The 20,251-nt window shown below is 57.7% G+C and carries 17 protein-coding genes and 1 tRNA gene; 9 read left to right on the forward strand and 9 right to left on the reverse strand.

The features are described 5' to 3' along the window. Positions 1 to 49 precede the first annotated feature (49 nt). The 3 genes from G438_RS0102070 to G438_RS0102080 all read left to right on the forward strand — a co-directional run bounded on the left by G438_RS0102070 (position 50) and on the right by G438_RS0102080 (position 1,163). Positions 50 to 122, forward strand: a tRNA-Arg gene (locus tag G438_RS0102070). A gap of 26 nt (positions 123 to 148) precedes the next feature. Beyond that, on the forward strand, positions 149 to 817 hold the full coding sequence (locus G438_RS0102075; protein WP_026459948.1) for a histidine phosphatase family protein: 669 nt from the start codon (positions 149 to 151) through the stop codon (positions 815 to 817). 4 nt (positions 818 to 821) lie between these two features. Continuing rightward, positions 822 to 1,163: a DUF2200 domain-containing protein gene (locus tag G438_RS0102080; RefSeq protein ID WP_026459949.1), complete on the forward strand. Its 342-nt coding sequence runs from the start codon at positions 822 to 824 to the stop codon at positions 1,161 to 1,163. Between the two features lie 134 nt (positions 1,164 to 1,297). On the opposite strand, the gene G438_RS0102085 is transcribed toward G438_RS0102080, so the two are convergent. From G438_RS0102085 to G438_RS0102100, 4 genes are all read right to left on the reverse strand, one after another. Next, positions 1,298 to 1,753 (reverse strand): hypothetical protein, encoded by a 456-nt coding sequence (locus tag G438_RS0102085; protein WP_026459950.1) that lies wholly within the window; start codon positions 1,751 to 1,753, stop codon positions 1,298 to 1,300. Between the two features lie 236 nt (positions 1,754 to 1,989). After that, entirely contained in the window at positions 1,990 to 2,901 is a 912-nt protein-coding gene (locus G438_RS10340) for a 1,4-dihydroxy-2-naphthoate polyprenyltransferase (protein ID WP_051259201.1), read from the reverse strand. Next, a complete protein-coding gene (locus tag G438_RS0102095) occupies positions 2,898 to 4,433 on the reverse strand; it encodes an AMP-binding protein (RefSeq protein ID WP_338054371.1) in 1,536 nt (511 codons plus the stop codon). Before G438_RS0102095 ends, G438_RS10340 begins: the two co-directional genes overlap by 4 nt. Beyond that, the gene (locus G438_RS0102100) at positions 4,375 to 5,355 is read right to left on the reverse strand and encodes a 1,4-dihydroxy-2-naphthoyl-CoA synthase (protein ID WP_026459953.1); all 981 of its coding nucleotides are present in this window, start codon (positions 5,353 to 5,355) and stop codon (positions 4,375 to 4,377) included. Before G438_RS0102100 ends, G438_RS0102095 begins: the two co-directional genes overlap by 59 nt. Positions 5,356 to 5,570: 215 nt before the next feature. Here G438_RS0102100 and G438_RS0102105 point away from each other — a divergent pair, with 215 nt between their 5' ends. Beyond that, positions 5,571 to 6,977 (forward strand): family 20 glycosylhydrolase, encoded by a 1,407-nt coding sequence (locus G438_RS0102105; protein WP_026459954.1) that lies wholly within the window; start codon positions 5,571 to 5,573, stop codon positions 6,975 to 6,977. A 212-nt stretch (positions 6,978 to 7,189) separates the two neighbouring features. Here G438_RS0102105 and G438_RS0102110 read toward each other — a convergent pair whose 3' ends face one another. Genes G438_RS0102110 through G438_RS0102125 form a run of 4 tightly spaced genes read right to left on the reverse strand, consistent with a single transcriptional unit; the run spans position 7,190 to position 10,918 of the window. Next, entirely contained in the window at positions 7,190 to 8,023 is an 834-nt protein-coding gene (locus G438_RS0102110; protein ID WP_026459955.1) for a class II fructose-bisphosphate aldolase, read from the reverse strand. A gap of 5 nt (positions 8,024 to 8,028) precedes the next feature. Further along, positions 8,029 to 9,114, reverse strand: coding sequence for a 1-phosphofructokinase family hexose kinase (locus tag G438_RS10345; RefSeq protein WP_051259202.1), 1,086 nt, complete (start codon positions 9,112 to 9,114; stop codon positions 8,029 to 8,031). Next, positions 9,111 to 10,046, reverse strand: coding sequence for an ROK family protein (locus tag G438_RS10350; RefSeq protein WP_051259203.1), 936 nt, complete (start codon positions 10,044 to 10,046; stop codon positions 9,111 to 9,113). The genes G438_RS10345 and G438_RS10350 overlap by 4 nt, the downstream gene beginning before the upstream one ends. Further along, positions 10,043 to 10,918 (reverse strand): SIS domain-containing protein, encoded by an 876-nt coding sequence (locus tag G438_RS0102125; RefSeq protein ID WP_026459956.1) that lies wholly within the window; start codon positions 10,916 to 10,918, stop codon positions 10,043 to 10,045. Before G438_RS0102125 ends, G438_RS10350 begins: the two co-directional genes overlap by 4 nt. A 166-nt stretch (positions 10,919 to 11,084) precedes the next feature. Here G438_RS0102125 and gnpA point away from each other — a divergent pair, with 166 nt between their 5' ends. Continuing rightward, a complete protein-coding gene (gene gnpA, locus G438_RS0102130) occupies positions 11,085 to 13,367 on the forward strand; it encodes a 1,3-beta-galactosyl-N-acetylhexosamine phosphorylase (RefSeq protein WP_026459957.1) in 2,283 nt (760 codons plus the stop codon). A gap of 306 nt (positions 13,368 to 13,673) precedes the next feature. On the opposite strand, the gene G438_RS0102135 is transcribed toward gnpA, so the two are convergent. Further along, a complete protein-coding gene (locus G438_RS0102135) occupies positions 13,674 to 14,456 on the reverse strand; it encodes a DeoR/GlpR family DNA-binding transcription regulator (RefSeq protein WP_026459958.1) in 783 nt (260 codons plus the stop codon). Between the two features lie 179 nt (positions 14,457 to 14,635). On the opposite strand from G438_RS0102135, the gene G438_RS0102140 reads away from it, so the two are divergent. From G438_RS0102140 to G438_RS0102155, 4 genes are all read left to right on the forward strand, one after another. Beyond that, positions 14,636 to 15,943: an extracellular solute-binding protein gene (locus G438_RS0102140; RefSeq protein WP_026459959.1), complete on the forward strand. Its 1,308-nt coding sequence runs from the start codon at positions 14,636 to 14,638 to the stop codon at positions 15,941 to 15,943. 312 nt (positions 15,944 to 16,255) lie between these two features. Beyond that, positions 16,256 to 17,149 (forward strand): carbohydrate ABC transporter permease, encoded by an 894-nt coding sequence (locus G438_RS0102145; RefSeq protein WP_026459960.1) that lies wholly within the window; start codon positions 16,256 to 16,258, stop codon positions 17,147 to 17,149. Continuing rightward, the gene (locus tag G438_RS0102150) at positions 17,146 to 18,054 is read left to right on the forward strand and encodes a carbohydrate ABC transporter permease (protein ID WP_026459961.1); all 909 of its coding nucleotides are present in this window, start codon (positions 17,146 to 17,148) and stop codon (positions 18,052 to 18,054) included. The genes G438_RS0102145 and G438_RS0102150 overlap by 4 nt, the downstream gene beginning before the upstream one ends. Before the next feature lie 39 nt (positions 18,055 to 18,093). After that, positions 18,094 to 20,232: a beta-galactosidase gene (locus G438_RS0102155; RefSeq protein WP_051259204.1), complete on the forward strand. Its 2,139-nt coding sequence runs from the start codon at positions 18,094 to 18,096 to the stop codon at positions 20,230 to 20,232. The last annotated feature ends 19 nt before the right edge of the window (positions 20,233 to 20,251 follow it).

A 20,251-nucleotide genomic window follows, 5' to 3' on the forward strand; every position in this document is an offset into this window, starting at 1 on the left:
TACTATCAGCGAGGCACTTCGTGGCGCATACAGCGGAGCGGAGATCCTTGCCCTCGTAGCTCAGGGGATAGAGCACCACTCTCCTAAAGTGGGTGTCGGACGTTCGAATCGTCTCGGGGGCACACCTTTTGTATGGGACAATGACACCATGACTTCGACCATCATTCACGTCATGCGCCACGGCGAAGTGGATAATCCTGAGGGACTCCTCTACGGGAGGCTACCCGGCTTTGGACTCACGCGACGCGGCCATATGATGGCCCGTACTGTCGCCCAAGATTTTGTCAACCGCGGTAGCGATATTGTCGCTGTGATTGCCTCTCCGCTGCTGCGGGCACAGCAGACGGCAGCCCCCACAGCGCGCGCCTACGACCTTCCTATCGACACTGATCCTCGCCTGATTGAAGCATCCTCAGTATTCGAAGGCGTGGCGGTCAATGCGAACCGGTGGCAGCTAGCCCACCCGCGGAACTGGAAATATTACCGTCACCCTATGACACCGTCGTGGGGTGAACCCTACGATGATGTTGCGCTACGGATGCGCGCCGCGCTCTCGGCGGCACTTCAGCGTGCCAAAGGACACGAAGCACTATTGGTGTCGCATCAAATGCCGGTCGTTACCCTTACGCGCTTTGCCAGTGGGCAGCGCCTCCAACATTCACCCCTTGCCCGCCAATGCTCGCTCGCATCAGTGACGTCATTTATCTTTCAAGACAATACGTTGGTGGGTATCACCTACGATGAGCCCGCGTGCGCCCTTTTGGACGGCGCCGAAGATATGACACCGGGTACCTCAAATGCGGAACTGAAACGGTAGCGCCATGAGTCGCGTCTACGGTATGTCTGTGGCCTCGGTCTATGTCCACTACATCGCGAAAGTAGAAAAGAAGGGCCGCAGTAAAGCAGAGGTTGACGAGGCAATACGGTGGCTTACCGGCTACAGCCAAGCAGAACTTGAGGCCCATCTGGCTAAGGAAACGACGTTCGCCGATTTTTTCGACGGGGCGCATCTTAATCCCCACGCTGACCGTGTCACAGGAAGTATCTGTGGGGTAAAAATACAAGAGATTGAGGACCCTCTGATGTGGCGTATCCGTGTGCTCGACAAACTGGTCGACGAAATCGCCAAAGGACGTTCTATGGACAAGGTGTTGCGCACATAGCAAAACCTCACGGCAGGACTGCCATGTCACGGACGTTAAGGTGCGCCTGCATCACCGACGACAAGACACGCTCCTTCAACGGACGTAAGGACCGTACCGGCGGCAAAGTCCTCATGCTCCCCAAATGCACGCCCCTAATGCGCGGTGGGCGAGTCTTCGTCGTTACCCTCCTCAGAGGAGTCTTCATTGTCATCTGAAGGCAACGGTGAATCTGACGGCCCTGCTTCGCTTCGGTGATCGCGTGCGGAGTCTTGGGACCGCTGCCGCTGAATGTCCCGCTGCAACTTAAAAAGGAACTCCGGGTCGTCATCAGGTGCGACGGGCGCAGGCGAAGCAGTTGTCGATCCACGCTGAGTAAAACCGCCAAGGACAGGTCCAGCGCCCTGCCGCTCCTCCGCAATACTCACCCAGCGGGTGACCACCCATGCCACTGCGCCAATGGCGAAGGTTGGTGCGGTGATGATGATAATGACCAGCCACAACATACGAGGAATCGGCCCGGGTACGCGTTCTTGGGGCGTACGCGCCCAGTCAGCAATGGCGTAAAGGATTACTGCAAGCCAGGCAACAAAAAGGACAACTCTGAGCACGCATCGATCCTAGGACAGTTGCATCCACTTGGCAGGCCGAGGCTGCCCCAAAATGAGGTGTGATCCAGGACGTCCCGAACTGGTACCACCTCTGGATACCTACGCCGCTGCTCTGGCAGGTAGTGAAGTTCAGAATGGGCCAGGGTGACGCCTCATTGAGCCTGATCTGCCTTTATCGAACAGCGGCGCGAGCAGCACCACGCTGTCAGCAGGCTCGAATCAAGCGTAACGGCCCACTACGCCCACCACCACAGGAGCAGTGATACCACCACAGCCCACAGCAACATGACAAGCCCCGTCGCCTTCAAAGCTTGGATCCATTCGTGTGCCTCACGCGCACGGAACGATAAAAACACGGGTCGGCTTGCCACTACAAGCCATAGCGTAGCGGCGATGAGCGGCATGACAGGCGAGGACACGACAACACTGAGAAGAGCAATGGCGCTACTGGGAGCAAGTAGACAGGCCGCATATATGCCACGACAAATGCGCCCACCCAGACGCACCACCAGCGTGCGTTTACCACTAAGACGGTCCCCCGCCTCGTCACGCAGGTTATTGACCATCAGCATAGCAACAGACATCAGCCCTAAAGCGCTGGCCAACAACCACAGCCACCACGGTGCCGCAAAAGCTTGGGTCCATGTCGTGCCCACACAGGCCATGAGGCCAAAGAACACAAAGACCATGACCTCACTTAAACCAACACCCATGTAGCCGTAAGGACGGCGACCGCCGGTGTAAAACCATGCAGCCACCACAGCGGCAAGGCCCGCGACAAGGAGCCACCACTGACCAGAAAGATACAGCAACGCGAGGCCAGCGATACCTGCAAAGAGGAAAAACAGGACAGCGACAGCCAATACCGTGCGAGGCGACGCCATGCCGCCACCAGTGAGACGTGGGGGGCCTTGCCGTTCGTCGTCAGTACCGCGGATCCCATCAGAGTAGTCATTGGCATAATTCACGCCAATTTGCAATGCTAAAGCTACGAGCAGCGCCAAGGTTGCGCGCGAAACAGAGGCAGCACCAAGAAAATACGCCGCCGACGTGCCAACCGCCACTGGTGCAGCGGCAGCAGGTAGGGTCCGCAACCTCGCCCCTTCAATCCACGCCGCCGTCACCTGACCCGTCGAATGTACACTCATCGGCGCCACTCCTTCACCTGCGCCGCAACAGATGTATCGTCCACGAGGCGACGCACCCACAGCCGATCCACCTTGCCAAGGGTAAGGACAGGCAGGTGTTCAACGAAAAGGAAACGTCGCGGCGCGACCTTCGCACCGAGTTGCTGCGCCACCGCATCGCGCAGACGTGGCCCCCACACAGCAGCATCAACCCCATCGAAAGGCTGATGAAGAACGACAACGGCTGTCACCACCTGCCCCCACTGGTCGTCAGCTGACCCAAGGACCGCGCACTGCGCAACGTGAGGAACAGCGGACAACGTGTCGTGAACGGGACGCGGCGAAATATTGAGTCCACCTGAGACGATCACATCATCAGTACGGCCCGTCACCGTAAGTCGCCCATCAGCGCCAAATACTCCCGTATCATGCGTGACAAAAGCCTGAGTGCGACGGTCAGCAGCACCACCCTCATCCAGATAACGTGTCAACACCATTGGCCCTGAAATACTCAGGCGCCCTGCGCGTGTCTGGGAGATTGTCGTGGTGTCCTTCCCTGCAGGCGCAGGCATATGGGGATGCGCAGTACGAGTCTGCTTTGTGCGATCAGCAATGGTGAGGGCACTTAACGAGGTTACTTCCCCTAGCGTCGTCCCTGGCAAGGGATAGCCGTCGTAAACACAGCCACCACAGGTTTCTGTCATCCCGTAGGTACGGACCACGCGAATACCACGTGCCGTTGCCTCATCTGCCAGCGCATCGGGGCAGGCCGCACCCCCTACCAGGACAGCAGCCATACGACCAAGGGCCGCCACCGCCTCGTCACTGGTCATACAGGCGCGCAACTGCGTTGGCACCAAGGATATGTACCCTGGCACTGCCGGATCGCCAGTGGCGCCGCGAATCGCCGGAAGTAGAGCTGAAGGGCTAAAGCCGCCAGTGGTATCCACAATAAGTGGAGCACAACCCGCTGCCACCGCACGTAAAAGTACCATCGCCCCTGCCACGTGATGCGTCGGCAACGCAAGCACCCACCGTCCCGGCCCAGCTAATGCCTGGTGAGTGGCGTGGGCAGAGTGAAGAAGTGCCTCGATACTCAACCCCACCCACCGTGGCGTACCCGTAGAGCCGGAGGTTGGCAACACCAGATCCACCCCGTCAAAGAGCGCTGGGTCATCTATGTGGGCATCCAGCTGTGGGAAGCGGTCAGCGGGAAAGGCTTCACGAGGTGACAGTGCGGCAGTGCGTAACGTCGACGCGGGCACATCGGCTGGGTCGCGTATGGTGAGTACCGTGTGCGGTTGGGCGGCGTCACGCTCGCGGTGAAGCTCCACAATTTTGTGGATGCCGGCGTGAGCAAGGGCCACAGCGCCAATGGATGTTCCGCCAGGGACGAGCAGTATGCGCGTAGTCACCGTAGGTTCTTCTCCTTGCGTGGGGTAGCGGGCGTGCAGATAAGCCAGTGTTGAACTGTGCAGCTGGGGTATTGACAGTTCAGAAGTAGTATGGGTAATCCGACCAGTCGGGTTGTCGACGCTGTAAGAACGCGTCACGACCTTCCTGAGCTTCAGCAGTCATATACGCCATGCGGGTTGCTTCACCTGCGAATACTTGCTGACCTGCCAGTCCGTCGTCAGCTAAATTGAAAGCAAATTTCAGCATGCGGATCGCCTGGGGAGACTTTGTGGCAATGATGCGTGCCCACTCCAAAGCGGTCGCCTCCAATTCACTGTGTGGCACCGCTCGATTGACCACACCCCACTGCTGTGCTGTGGCGGCATCGTATTTTTCGGCGAGGAAGAAAATCTCTCGTGCTCGACGATCTCCCACCTGGCGAGCCAATAGCGCAGAACCATAGCCCGCGTCGAAGGAACCGACATTGGCATCAGTCTGCATGAAAGCCGCATGTTCAAGGGAAGCTACCGACAGGTCGCAGACAACGTTGAGGGAATGGCCACCACCAGCGGCCCACCCAGGAATCGCAGCGATCACCACCTTCGGCATTGTCCGAATGAGACGCTGAACCTCAAGAATATGGAGCCGACCAGCCCGCGCAGGATCGACCTGCGTGCGACGCTGAGTGGAATCCGCATGAGAATCAGCACCCTCAACTTCGTACAGGTAGCCATCGTTGCCGCGTATGCGCTGGTCACCTCCAGAGCAAAAGGCGTATCCGCCGTCAGTGGGGGAGGGGCCGTTACCGGTGAGGATAACGGCAGCTACATCCCCACTCATGCGCGCATGATCAAGGCACCGGTACAGTTCATCAACGGTATGAGGACGGAAAGCATTACGAATCTGTGGCCGATCAAAAGCGATACGCACTACGGGCATGTCCTTGCCGCGCTCGCGTCCATCAATATCGATGCCGCGAGAAATACCTCGGTGGTAGGTCACATCTGACAAATCCCACCCGTCAACGGTGCGCCAACGGTCAGGATCAAAGGTGTCAGACACGAAATCTAAAGCACTCATAGGACAAGCCTACGGCTAGCGCTGCCTGCAACGCGAAAAGTGCCAGCGGAGCCTACTACGCAAATACTTCTGGGGCAGTAAAATAATTTCGGCCGTTCGCATCACGCGGGTGGGTCGTACAGCGCGGGCCGTTCCCATCACGAGGGCAGATTACGGTACCAGGGCAGGTCGTACAACGTCGGAGGATCGCACATCGATGTGCACAAGGAGCAACAATGACACAGCAAGTGGCAATTGACGATATCGCAGATCTTCCAGGACTAGTCCCTGCACCACGGTATATCTGCACCGCCACACCACACCCGATCAATGCGACATGGGAAAGCCTCGTCGTCACCCAACACCGTGTCACCGACATACCGTTGCCATCCCACTGGGAGTGGAATGAACCCCTCGCGCAATGGCAGCAGGACGAAAGCTACCGCCTACGCTGTGCGAACGGGCAGGTTGAAATCTACGCCACCACCGAGGTCGGAGCCTTTCGTGCACGCCGCCGCCTCGACGTCCTTCGCCAATGCGCCGACGAAGCGGAAGTGCCGCATTCCTTTGACCTCGTTGATGCGCCCTGCTACCGCCACCGCGGCCTCTCTGTTGATATCGTTCGACACTTCTTTGGTCTTGACACACTTATTCCGCTCCTTGACCTTATGGCAGACGTGGCCCTCAATGTTCTGCACCTGCACCTGAGTGACGACCAAGGATGGCGCTACGAGGTACCGCAACTGCCTGCGCTCACTGAAATCTCTGGCCACACTGCGGTAGGTGAGGCCACAGGTGGGTACCTGAGCCAGGCGGACCTTGACACCCTGGTTGAGCAGGCACACTGTCGGCACATACAGGTGATCCCCGAAGTAGATATCCCCGGACACACCAATGCTGCCCTTCACGCATTGCCGGGCCTGAACCCCAATGGACAATGCCCGCCCGCCTACAAGGGTATCGAGGTGGGCTTTTCTACCCTGAGTACGGCCGCCCCTGACACTGAGCTTTTCCTCCACGCAGCCATTGACGCCCTTATCCCACACAGTCAGGCAGGGATCCACATTGGTGGCGACGAATCCTTCTCCACCACGGAAGGAGACTATGAGGCCATCGTCCGCATGGCTGCTGCGCGCGTACGCGCCCACGGGCAACGTGTCATCGGCTGGCAGGAAAGCGCGCCATACCTTGAGGCTGGGGACCTCGTGCAGATCTGGGACCCTCGTCTGGACCCGACGCAGGTCATCGAGGCCACGCAGCGAGGGGTCGGCGTGATCGTGTCATATGCACACCATGCCTACCTTGATATGAAACAAGTCGACGATGAAAGTATTGGGCTTGACTGGGCTGGGATTGTCCCGCTGGCCAAGTCCCTCCAGTGGGACAGCCGTACGGTGGTTGCTGAACTCCCAGCGGAGGCTATTGAAGGGGTCGAAGCATGTTTGTGGACAGAAACCGTTGAAAACAGTGCTCATTTTGGTGAACTCGTCCTGCCACGACTCCACGGGATCGCTGAAGTGGCGTGGAGAGGAAGTGCCGTAGGACAGTGGGCGTCCTTTAGGCGACGCATTGCGGGCTTTTCGAGGCTGTGGCGCGCTCGCGGGTGGAATTACTTTCCGAGCGCCGGGGTGGACTGGGCCTAATACAGGCGTGCCGCCACACGATACCCCATAGGCATCAGTGTGGCGGCACGAACTATTGCAAGGCAGTAACGTCGATACCGTGATGCGGTGCGCCGAAATTGCCACCACGGAGCCTGTCAGCAGCTCACCTTTGTGCGTAGCGTCAAGTCATGCACATCACCATGAGAGCAGCCCCTGATGCGCACACCTGCAGGGCTCCCGATGGCCGCTCTTTAGAGGGTGTACAACCGCAAAAGACGCTCGACTTCGGCGCGCACCGCGCCATTACCGGGTCCCATGTATTTGCGTGGATCGACAAGATGTGGGCCCTCAGCCAACACTTCGCGAACCTTTGCTGTAAAAGTAACGTTGAGATGTGTTGACACATTGATCTTTGTCATACCTGCCGCAATCGCTGCACGCATCCCATCGTCGGGCACCCCAGAGGACCCGTGCAGCACCAGTGGTACAGGCACTTCAGCATGAATACGGGCAATGAGGTCTTCGTCAAGTACAGCCTCACGGGTGGCCATCGCATGTGACGATCCCACAGCGACAGCAAGCAGATCCACACCGGTGTCGGCAACGAATTGTGCGGCATCATGCGGATCTGTGCGTGCGGAGGGATCATGCACGCCATTCTTGCCACCTACTTCGCCAAGTTCAGCCTCAACGGAAACACCAGCCGCATGTGCTGCTTCCACGACACGGCGAGTTGCTTCACGGTTCTCGTCGTCAGGTAAGTGGGAGCCGTCGTACATCACCGAAGAAAAACCCATGTCGATGGCTGCCAGGCACAGTGCTTCATCCTCAGCATGGTCAAGGTGTACCCCCACAGGTGCTGACGAGGCGGCGGCAAGTTCCAGCAGCGCCGCACCTAAAGGACGCAGTCGGCCACCATGGTATTTCACCGCGTTTTGTGACAGTTGAAGCACCACAGGTAAACCGGTGGCTTCAGCAGCGTCGACAAAGGCCTCCGCGTGGTCAAGGAGGACAACGTTGAAGGCTCCAAGCCCCACACCTCGAACAGCGCATTCGCGGGCCAATTGAGCGGTATCGACCAACATGAGTACTATCCTTTCACCCGTTCAGCCACGTCCTGTGGCAATAATTCAGCTGTCACTGCCTGACGCAGTCGCTGGTAAATATCCGTGTCAATCTCACCTGCGGTAGGCCGTAGCACTGCAGCAGCGGACATTGCGACGGCTTCACGCAATGCCCTCTGTGCGAGCGATGCGTCAGCCAGTAATTGGTGACGGTCGTTACCGGCCACCTGAGGAGTCATCAGTTGGTTGTCGCGTGCCGCATAATGCTGATCGAAAGCGCATTGAGCAGAGTTGTCAGCGGTCGTCTGTCCGTCTGCGCCACATACCGTTTGCCATGTGTGGGCGATAACCGAAGCGAGTCCCGCCACCGCGGCATCGCCTGCGCCAGTGGGGTTGCCATCAAATACCTGACCTGGATGAGCACGCCAAGCGCCGCACGGGGCATAGAGTTCCATACCGTTGGTGCCGCGCGACAGGACAACCCAGCTAGCCCCGGCCTCGTGAAGGCTGCGCACGCCATCAGGAAGGGACGTCGCGCCCGTGGCCTGTATAAGCTCCGCCTCATTTGGTTTGAGGATATCCGCATAAGGACCTGCCTCCACCAATGCAGGACCGGAAGTATCGAGGATCGTGACCGCTCCAGCCTCGCGGGCAGCACTCAACAGAGCTACTACCTCGCCAGATGGAGTATCGCCTGGCAATGATCCGCAGATGGTGACGACATCCCCGTAGCGCACCTGAGTGCGGACAAGGTCACGTAGCTGTTCCCACGCGGTAGCAGGAACAGTCGCGCCCGCCTCGTTAAACAAGGTGGCGTCGGCATCAACGATGGCGACCGAACGGCGCGTAGCTTGGGTAACCGGCACCCACTGGCACGCAATGCGAGGATGGCGCTCACTGAGCAACGACGCAACGCGTTGCCCCGTGCCTCCTCCAAGGAAGGTAGCCACCGTGACTGGATACCCCAATTGATCGAGGACCCGGGCAACGTTGAGGCCTTTGCCGCCAGGATTTTCTGCAATATCGGTGATCCGATGGCTGCGATGCGGTTGCCAGTTGGGCACATGCCACGTAATGTCAAGGGCAGGATTTGGCGTAATGGTCCAGATCATGACATATCCGCCTGTGTGGCCACGAGCCGAATATCGGCCTGCATAAAGGCCAAGGCTGCTGCCCCCAACGCCTGCGAATCAGATCCGAGCCGTGCTGCCACAACAGCAGGGGCAGGAAATATGGTGCACGAGGCGGCAATCGCCTGGGCAAGTCGACCGGTAATGGCAATACCGCCCTTCGACAGGCCACCGCCCAGTACCACCGGCATCGCACCAACCTGATGCAGCGTAGTGGCGATGACACTTCCAAGCAAGTCAATGGCACTGTCTTGAATATCGCGGGCACGGGCTGAGCCAGGAGCATCTGACTGAGCGAGGTTTTGAACGTCGCGCGCACCACAGCCATCGGGCAATATCCCGTATGTGACCGCCCTGCGCGCGATGGCCGAGGCCGAGGCCACCTGTTCCAATTCGACGCGGCGCGACGGGTCATCAGGATCGGTAACTAACACCTGCCCAATTTCACCTGACCAGGGCCTTGCCGGGGCAAGCTCCCCATTGATCACAAGCGCTGAGGCAATACCAGTGCCCACCGCCACGTACAGACAGTGCGGTTGGACGACACCCCACAGCGCTTCAGCAAGGGCACCAGAACGCACATCGTGACCAAATGCGACTGGACGACCAAGGTGTTCGCTCAGCATGTCGCGTAGCGGCGCATTGTGCCACCCAAGGTTCGCCGAGAGGATACCGACGCCGGTGGCCTCGTCAATAATGCCAGGTGCGCATACCCCGACGGGTGCAACCGCGTCAGGGTATGCGTCGACCAAGTGCTGTGCGAGATGTACCGCGGCCAAGGCCACGTCGACTGCGCCACTACGTGGGGTCGGCAAAGGCTGCGCACGATGGACAGTACGTCCGTCGTTTGTTACGACGCGCCCCTTAATGGTGGTGCCACCGATGTCGATACCGATGGCCAGTGAAGATGTCATGCCTCGAGTATGACGGCTCGCGTCAGGTGGCGCGGCGTATCAGGATTCAAGCCACGTGCCTCAGCCCGCGCCACAGCAACGCGTTGAGCCAAGACCAGATGCGCCATGGGATCCCACTGTGAGGTCACGAGTTCGGCTCCCGTGGCTTCCACCTGCGTATCTAAGCCTGCGGGGAGCGGGCCAAACATCCAGGTCAGGCGCCCAGGCTGAGCGATTGAAATGGGACCGTGGCGGTATTCCATCGCCGAATAGGTTTCGGTCCACGATTGGGAGGCCTCGCGGCATTTGAGTCCGGCTTCATTTGCTAAGCCAATGGTCCAACCCATTCCAAGGAACGTAATTTGGTCGGCGTCGATCCAACGGTCAGGGATCGCATAGACCAAGGCTTCTTCACAGTGGGCAGCTGCGGCCTCAATGTCGTGGCCAAGGCTGTGGCGGAACCATGCCAACGCAGTGGTAGCGAAGCGGGTTTGAACCACGGAAACCTCGTCAGCGAAATCAAAGACGATTTCTTCGCGAGCATAAGGGGCTGCCGGTCCACCACCCACAGCGGTGACAAGAATGGCTGGTCGCCCCTGTTCATGGAGGTGACGCATGAGGTCAACGATTTCAGTGGTCGTACCTGAACGGGACAAGCAGACAACACTGTCGTAGATCCGTGAGAGGGGGAATTCCGTTGCGGTGAATGCGTCCGACAAGCCTTTGCCCAGGCTTTCGCGAGCAACCGTGTAGGCCTGTGCGATGAACCACGAGGTGCCGCATCCGATGACTGCCAGACTCTGCCCGTCACTGGGGAGGCAATCAGTGGCAATGTCGGTTACCTGGCGCCATAGCTGAGGTTGGGTCATGATTTCCGAGGTCGTAATAGACATCGAAGGCTCCTTGCAGGATTGATTGAAGATGTTTGATATCCTGTGTAAACGAATAATATCACTCAAATCTCGTACTGCTTGTCTTTTGAACAACGCAGTATGATCGCAGTTGAATAACGCCCAGGTCACGCACCTTTACGCCCACCCCAAAGAAGCGGAGAAAGACATGAGTGCTCCAATGCGCGCAGGCCGCCTCACCCTGCCCATCGAAACAGGTATCGACGAAGAGGTGCGCACCCTCGTTGAACGACTCGGTGCCGACGCAGTACGAAACTCAGATGGCACCGAATTACCCGACTGGGTCGACCGAGGATTCGCCAAGGTATACAGCACGTACTTCCCCGCACGCGGAGACGAAGCTTGGGCTGAGCAAGCTAAAGAAGAACGTGTCCGCCAATACCTCCTGTCGAAGCGACACACCGCACCACAGGAAGGGCCACTGGTATTCAACGTCATGGACGGCTGGTTCCACGCACAATTCCGCCCCGACACCGACTGTGACACAGCCCGCTGGTGGCAAGTAATCGACCGTACAACAGGTCGTGTGCTTGAACCTGAAGAATGGAGCGTCCAAGCTAGCCCTGCACTACCCGTCACCAACCCCGTCCCTAAAGTTGGCGACCTGCCCAAGGAAGCAGGAAGCGCAATCGTCACCATCGCCTCGCCAACCCCCTACCACGTGTACACCGCATCATTCCTCGCCGTGCAGGTATGGGATTCCACCCAAATGTATAACTACCTGACCAACGACTGGGCTGACGACCCTGCACGCGTCAAAGAACGCCCCTTCGATATCGCCTACCCGCGGACCTGGGAACACGTGCGTTACGCACTTGCCGCATGGTTAGAGGCAAATCCTCATGTCGACGTCGTACGATTCACCACCTTCTTCTACCATTTCACATTGGCATTCGACGAACGCGGACGGGAAGGCTACGTTGACTGGTTTGGGTACTCCGCCTCAGTCTCCGTTCCCGCCATGGAAGCTTTCGAAGCAGAATATGGATACGCGCTATGCGCAGAAGATTTCGTTGACGCAGGCTGGTATAACACCCCATTTCGACCTGTACGACAGGTCTTCCGTGACTGGATTGATTTCACTGCACGCCGCGTAGCCAAAGCTGCCAAAGAACTCGTTGACATCACCCATGCCAATGGGCGCGAAGCAATGATGTTCCTCGGAGACAACTGGATGGGCATGGAACCCTACGGCCCCTACTTCCCGTCGATCGGTATGGACGCTGTTGTGGGCTCGGTTGGCAATGCCGCCACCTGCCGCATGATCGCCGATATTCCAGGAGTGAAATACACCGAAGGTCGTTTCCTGCCTTATTTCTTCCCCGACGTCTTCAAACCCGGTGGCAACCCACTGGCTGAGGCCGAAGAATCGTGGCGTACTGCTCGACGCGCAATCGTGCGCAACCCCCTTGACCGCATGGGCTACGGAGGATACCTCTCACTCACCCTGCAATTCCCCGAGTTCTTGGACCGGATGGAAGAAATCGTCGCAGAGTTTCGATCTCTTCACGACACCTCAGGTGGAGTGCGCCCCGACGTACACCCCATTCGTGTTGCGGTGCTCAATGCGTGGGGCGCCCTACGCAGCTGGCAAACCCATATGGTGGCACATGCCCTGTGGTACAAACAGATTCACTCCTACCTTGGGGTCATTGAATCCTTGGCTGGTCTGCCTTTCGATGTGCAGTTCATATCTTTTGCGGATGTCATCCAAAGGGATGCGCTGGCCGACGTCGATGTTGTCATTAATGCCGGAGCTGCACACACTGCCTTTGCTGGTGGGCCAGAGTGGGCAAGTATCGAACTGCAAGATGCGCTGCGTGCCTTCGTTGCACGAGGCGGTGGCTTCATTGGGGTTGGGGAACCCACTGCATGGCTTGGGCAGCAGGAGAGTCTGGTACGCACAGGTGCAACGAACGCTGCCAGTGGCCGGTACTTCACCCTGGCTGATGTATTGGGTGTCGATCGCGAAATTGGATGGTCATTGTCAACTGACCGCTATCCGCGCATAGTGGACTCACACTTCATCACCGCTGACCTTGAGGGTGACTTTGTCTATGGCGAAGACCCAGGGGACGTTTTCGCAATTGATGAAGAAACGACTGTCCTTCGGATTGAACGCGGCGCCATCCGCTTGGCCACGCGCGAGTATGGGCAAGGACGCAGCGTGTATATGGCAGGTCTGACCTGGTCGACGCAGAACTCTCGGATGCTTCACCGTGCACTGTTGTGGGCTGCGGGAGCTCAGGACCAATGGGAGTCAGTGTTGGCCTCATCCAACCCAGATATTGAAGTCGCCTACTACTCCGGTGTTGGACGTGCCTTTGTTTACAACAATACGGCCAACGCTGCATCGACTCGGATCACAGGCCAAGGCCTTCACCTTGACGTGCACTTAGACGGGTCGAAAGGCCAGTGGATCGACCTGTGACGTCACCGCAGGGCTGTATCACGAGGTGTTTTCGGCGCTAAAGGCCAACATGAAATGGCGGATTTTCAGCGATCTACGTCCTGAAAAGCCGCCATTTCTGGGTTTTTGATGCACCGCTGTATGTGAAGGTCACCTATGATGCCGAGGTGTGCGCCGGGTAATGTGCACGAGGCGTAAGCGGTGTCATCGCCGACCCCGCGCCTAGACGAAGTGGGGCGTAGTGCTCAATCTGGAAGGTACCGGTATAGCCGCTCGTCGCGCAGTCTACGTGCGGATCCCAGGCAGTCTGCGGCGCAACGTGGATGCTCAGACCAGGATGACGTCCACACCCGCCTGTTTGATCTGACGGACAATCTCGGGATCGGCATTTTCTCCGGTTACCAAGGTGTCGATCTTGTCGAGTCCACAGATACGGGCAAATGCGCGGTCGCCAAGTTTCGCATGATCAGCCACGACGATGACGCGCTCCGCCTGATCTACCATGACGCCATTAATATCGGCCTCAGAATCGTCATGGGTATAGGTGCCGCGCTGGTTAATTGCGTTGACGCCAAGGAAGAGGGTGTCGATACTCAGGCCCTGGAGGACAGGTTTAGCCAAAGGGCCGGTTAATTCGAATGACAATGGGCGGACAACGCCACCGGTGAGAACCACGCGAATATGCGTTCGAACCGCAAGTTCATTGGCAATATTGACGGCATTAGTCAGGATTGTGATGGGTTCTGCCGGAGAGGGGCTGAGGTCTTCGCGCAGGGCAATTTCGCGGGCGACTTCAGTGGTGGTTGTACCGCCACTGAGACCTATGATCTCACCCGCCGAGACGAGATTTGCGGCAGCGAAGGCGATGAGGCGTTTCTCTTTGCCGTTGCCTGCCCCTGTTTTATAGCGAATAGGTAGATCTGATGACGTGGGTGAACACGTAGCACCACCGTGGGTGCGAACAATCAGCTGTTGTGATGCCAATTGGTCGAGGTCGCGGCGTATTGTTGCAGCAGATACGCCCATTTCAGCGACCAGTTCATCAACTGTCACAGATGTGTGATCCGTAATGTACTCAAAAAGTGCTGTGAGTCGTTCGTGCCGATGCATTGACCCCTCCAGGAACCGTGCTATTCGCCTGTCGTTAGGGAAATAGTAATCGAATCGTAATCTTGACAGTTGAAAAAGTGATGAGGTCGTCGTATATACTTTTTGTGATGCTCGAACATGATCGTTTGGGCGTTATTAACGCAGAAGTGAGCGCCTATTCTCGATGAAGAGAGGTTGACATGAGTACACGCGCAACAAAGGTTGCCGCGCTGGGAGCAGTTGCTGCCATGGCCATTGGCCTTGCCGCATGCAACAATACTGCAACCCAAACAGCGACTGAAACCACCACTGACGTGGTTGAAATCACCTACGTGCACCGTCTTCCCGACGGCGACGGTGCGGTGAAGGTTCAAGAGATCGCTGACCGCTGGAATGCCGAACACCCCAATATCCACGTGACCGCCACCAAGTGGGATGGTAAAGCAAGCGAATTGGCTAAGAAACTCGAAGCCGATGTCAAAGCTGGCACCGCTCCCTGTCTGGCCCAACTCGGATATGCCGAAGTGCCTGAAGCATTCGTCAAAGGTCTCGTCGAAGATGTCACCACCGAGGCTGAAAAATACAAGGACAACTACTCCGGCGCCTACGGACAAATGTCCGTCGGTGGTGTAGTCGTCGGCCTACCTCAGGACACCGGCCCCCTCGTCTACTACTACGACAAGGCAGAATTCGACGCGCTTGGCCTGAAGGTTCCCACCACCTTGGCAGAACTGAAGGAAGAAGCAACGAAGGCTGCTGCCCAAGGCAAGCACATCCTCGCCTTCGAAACCGACGAATCCTCCCACTTCCTTGCTGCACAGGCTGCAGCGGTGGGTGATCCCTGGTACTCCGCAGAAGGTGACCAGTGGAAGGTCAACGTCCAAAACGAGGGCGCTGAAGTTGTCTCCGCATTCTGGCAAGAAATGATTGACTCCGGCGCTGCCCTAGTCACAGAACGCTGGACCGAAAGCTACGACCAAGCACTCAAGGACAAGAAACTCATCGGTAATATCGGTGCCGCATGGGAAGCAGGATTCTTCCTCGATTCGATCATCCCTGAAGATCAAGAAGGCACCTGGCAGGTTGCCCTCCTTCCCGATTTCGGTGAAGGCGTCAAGACCGGTCCTGACGGTGGCTCCGGTGTGGCAGTCATGAAGGGCTGCGCACACGTGGCAGAAGCAATGGAATTCAACAACTGGTTCAACACTCAGACTGCTGATTTGGCCACACAGGGCCTCGTCGTTGCAGCCAAGGGTGACGTCGTCACCCCCGAAAAGACCAAGCGTCAATTCGGTGGGCAGGATGTCTTCGCAGTGCTGGCAGATGCCAACCAGACCCTCAACCCTGACTTCGGCTTCATCCCCGGCTTCTCTGCAGTTGCCGAAAAGATGGTCGCTGTCGGCGGCGAGGTCGGCCAAGGCAACGCCAAGGTTGCCGACATCTTCGCGGCCGCCCAAACTGAATCGGTTTCAGTGCTCAAGTCGCTGAACCTGCCGGTTGCAGAGTGACACGTCTACACATCACCACGGCATAGCATGGTGGGAGGCACTCTCGACACCGAGAGTGCCTCCCACCTGCCACAACCCCATCTATCGCCACAACCCATCACCGTCGAGACATATACGAGGTAGCTCGTGACCTCCAAAACACACGCCCCAGACCTTCCCCCAGAGCGTCCCGCTGATCTGCCGTCTGATCTTCCCGTAGATACGCCCTTAGACCTTCCTTTGGAAAGTCCCACAGATGTGCCCTCGGACCTTCCCGAAGATCTGCCTCCAGAAGAGCAACTTCCCCCACGCATTAACCGCCGCATCCGCGAAATGCACGACGCGATCACCGGCTGGATGTTCCTGCTGCCATTCGTGATTGGCTTCGTCATTGTTTTCATTGTGCCAATCATCGCCTCCATCTACGCCTCCTTCTTCCAGCAGGTGGCAAGCGGAGGCGGACTCTACGGTTCTGGTGAGCTGACCAACCAGTTCGTTGGCCTCGACAACTTCATTAACGTGGCGACCAGCTCCGCCTTTTGGATGGGCATCGGGCGCGTTATTGCCTACACCATCGTCCAAGTGCCGTTTATGATCCTGTCCGCACTGGCCTTGGCGTTGGTCCTGGATTCCTTCCTCATCCGGCGCGTCACCTTATTCCGCTTGGGATACTTCCTCCCATTTGCCATCCCAGGTATTGTCTCGGCAATGATCTGGCTGTATATCTACACGCCAGAAATCTCACCCATCGTGCGCGCATTGAATGCCATCGGTGTACCTGTTGACTTCTTTCACGAAAACATTGTCCTGTTCTCCATGTCGAATATGACGACATGGACCTACACCGGCTATAACATGCTGATCTTCCTAGCAGCACTCCAAGCGATCCCCACTGAACTGTATGATGCGGCCCGTATCGACGGGGCTACTGGCTTCCAAGTGGTCACCAAGGTGAAAATCCCTATGGTGCGCGGTGCAGTACTGCTGACTGTGTTGCTTTCCATTGTCGGAACCATCCAAATCTTCTCCGAACCAACGGTGATGGCAACGGTGAATCCGTGGATGCGCCTGGACTACACGCCAATGCAAATGGCCTACAACACGATGTTTGGCAATATTTCGCCCGGCGGTGACGGACCGGCAGCTGCCGTATCGATCATGATGGCGATCGTCGCAGGTTCGCTTGCTGTGATCTACGCCTGGGTGGAAAGGAAGATCTCCCAATGAGAATCAAGAAAAAAACCCTTCCCGATGGTCGCCAGTACATCCCTTCCATCGAGGGGATGCCCATGCGCTCGCTTGCCCCAACGCCTGCGGCGCGCCTCATCACCATCGGTTTGCTTGGCCTGGTCCTCATCTACTTCCTATTCCCGATCTACTGGCTTGTCATCGCCTCGACAAAGACGAATGAACAGCTGGTTTCCACACCGGGATTGCTGTTGGACACCATTAACCTTGGTGCCAACTATGACTCGCTGATGTCATGGACCAATAACAACTTCTGGCGGTGGGTCCTGAACTCCATCATGTATTCCACCGTTTCTGGTGTCGTTGGGACACTGCTGGCTGTGATGGCTGGCTACGCGATGGCGAAATTCAATTTCAGCGGCAAAGGCGTGACCCTAGGTCTAATAATGTCTGGCCTGCTTATGCCAGCCGCCCTACTCACCATTCCCCTGTACTTGATCTTCCACAATATTGGGATAACCGATACACCGTGGGCCATCATCATCCCGTCATGTATTAGCCCCTTCGGTGTTTTCCTCGGACGGGTCTACGCTCAAAGCTCAGTTCCCACCGAATTAATCGAGGCGGCGCGTATTGACGGCGCGGGGGAAGCACGCATCTTCTTCACGATGGTGTTGCGTATCCTTGCACCCGCAATGGTGACAATCTTCCTGTTCATATTTGTGGCAACATGGAATAACTTCCTGCTGCCACTCATGATGGTCTCCTCTGAGGAAATTAAGCCAGTGACACTAGGCCTTTATGGCATGATGAGCTACTTTGCACCCAAACGAGGTGCGGTGATGCTGGGTGCGCTCATGGGCGTTATTCCATTGATCATTTTGTTCCTCGGTTTGCAACGCTACTGGCAGTCAGGACTGGCGGCAGGTTCCGTCAAAGGCTAGATTTCCTCCTGTGTGACCGTGCAGCACAAAGGAGTACATATGCGTCCCATGCTCACCACTCCCGCTTATGGTGGCGACTGGAGTCCCGAACAATGGGATAGCGCCACCATCGACGCCGACATCACCCTCATGAAGGAAGCCGGCGTTAACCTGGTGTCGCTTGGCATTTTCTCGTGGGCATTCCTTGAACCCAGCGAAGGCAGCTACGACTTTGACTGGCTTGAGGACATTATTACGCGCCTCCATGCCGCAGGGATTGCAACGGATTTGGCGACAGGTACCGCATCGCCGCCAGCATGGATGGCAGCCACATATCCCCACAGCTTGCCAGTTGACGCGCGCGGAGTCCGCTTAGGATTCGGGTCGCGCCAACAGTACTGTCCGTCGTCAGCGGTTTTTCGAGGTGCTGCGCAGCGGTTGACACGGGCCATTGCCCAGCGCTTTGCTGACCACCCCGGCGTCGTCATGTGGCATGTGAGCAATGAATACGGATGTCACGTCAGTGAATGCTTCTGCCACGAGTGCGTGGAAGCTTTTCGTACCTGGCTTCGTGACACCTACGCCAGTATCGACGCCCTCAACGCTGCATGGGGTACAGCATTTTGGTCACAGCGCTACACGGCCTTTGACCAGGTCGGAGCGCCGGGCGCCATGCCGACCTTCCACAACCCTGCCCACGCATTAGATTGGCGTCGCTTTTCTAACGACAATCTCCTGTCCCTGATGATTGCTGAGCGCGACATTATCCGCCAGTATTCGTCAGCACCCGTCACCACGAATTTCATGGGTGATTTTCCGCGCCTTGACTACCAAAAATGGGCGGGCGAAGTCGACATCATTTCGGACGACTCCTACCCGGATCCAGCAGATCCTGCTGCTGCGCACTCGGTGGCATGGGCGGGAGATATTATGCGTGGCTTGGCCAATGGGTCGTCGTGGCTGCTGATGGAACAATCCCCGTCCGCCGTGCAGTGGCGGCAACGAAACTCGCCGAAACGACCTGGCCAATACCTTCTGTGGACGCTGGGGCGTATGGCTCACGGTGCCGACGGCATACTGCAATTCCAGTGGCGCCAGTCGTTGCGTGGATCTGAAACCTTCCATGCGGCCATGGTTCCCCACAGCGGTAAGGACAGTCGTACTTGGGGCGAGGTTGTGCGCACCGGTGAGGTGCTCTCCCGCCTTGCCCCAGTGATGGATGCGCCATACCGTGCCGATGTGGCGGTCGTAATGGATTGGCAGTCAATGTGGGCTTTCAACGCCGCGATCGGCCCAGTGGAAGGAACACATTTCGAGCGTCCCCGCGCATGGCACCGCAGCCTGTGGGAAGCCGGTATTGCTGTTGATGTTGTGGGAGATCACGCTGATCTGTCCGCCTATCGAGTCATCATTGTTGCTGAGCACTTTATTGATTCACCGGACCTCACGCGCCGCTTGCAGGCCGCCGTTGAGGCGGGAGCGCAAGTGCTCATCGAAGGGCCAACTGCTGTTGTGGACCGGAACCTTGGAGCCGTACCCGACGGATATCTCGGATCAGCCAGGCAACTGCTGGGTGTGCGTGTGATCGAGCATGCGGCACTCACCGGAGCGGTGGAGTCATTCAGCGCAGCATCTAACGGGCGTGGAGATGCCGTCAACCGACTGAGCCGCGCCGTTGGCACTCCTGCAGCTTGCGAGTGGATTGGTGTGGAGGCGCATGCGGATGCGCTGCGCAGAGCGACCGACCGCCTCGGCACGCCTGCCCCGGACCTGCGCGCAGGGCAATGGGCTGAGGAAATTGCTCCCGCTGCCCACAGCTGGCATGACAGCGGCGTTGAGGTGGTTGCCACCTTTGATGGACGAGGCGGAGGCGCCGACCTGGCCAATATGGCGGCCATTACGCGTCGTAGCTATGCGGGTGGAGGCAACGCCTGGTATGTGGCGTGTGATCTTGATGCGCTGTCACGGCGGGCACTCCTTGACGTGGTGGGTGCCTATGGGCGTGTGCGGCCAGTGGTCGATGGATTACCCGATGGTGTGGAGGCGCAGCGTCGTGGAAACTTCCTTTTCTTGCTCAACCACAGTGATCGGGCAGTGGAACTGACAGGTATTGTTGGTCGTGACCTGGTCGATGGCGCGCAGTGCCACGGGCATGTGATGCTGGCGCCACGCTGTGGCATGGTTGTTGATCAGCGTTAAACACTTACGCCTTCCATTA

The organism is Schaalia suimastitidis DSM 15538 (assembly GCF_000429105.1).
Lineage (GTDB): Bacteria > Actinomycetota > Actinomycetes > Actinomycetales > Actinomycetaceae > Pauljensenia > Pauljensenia suimastitidis.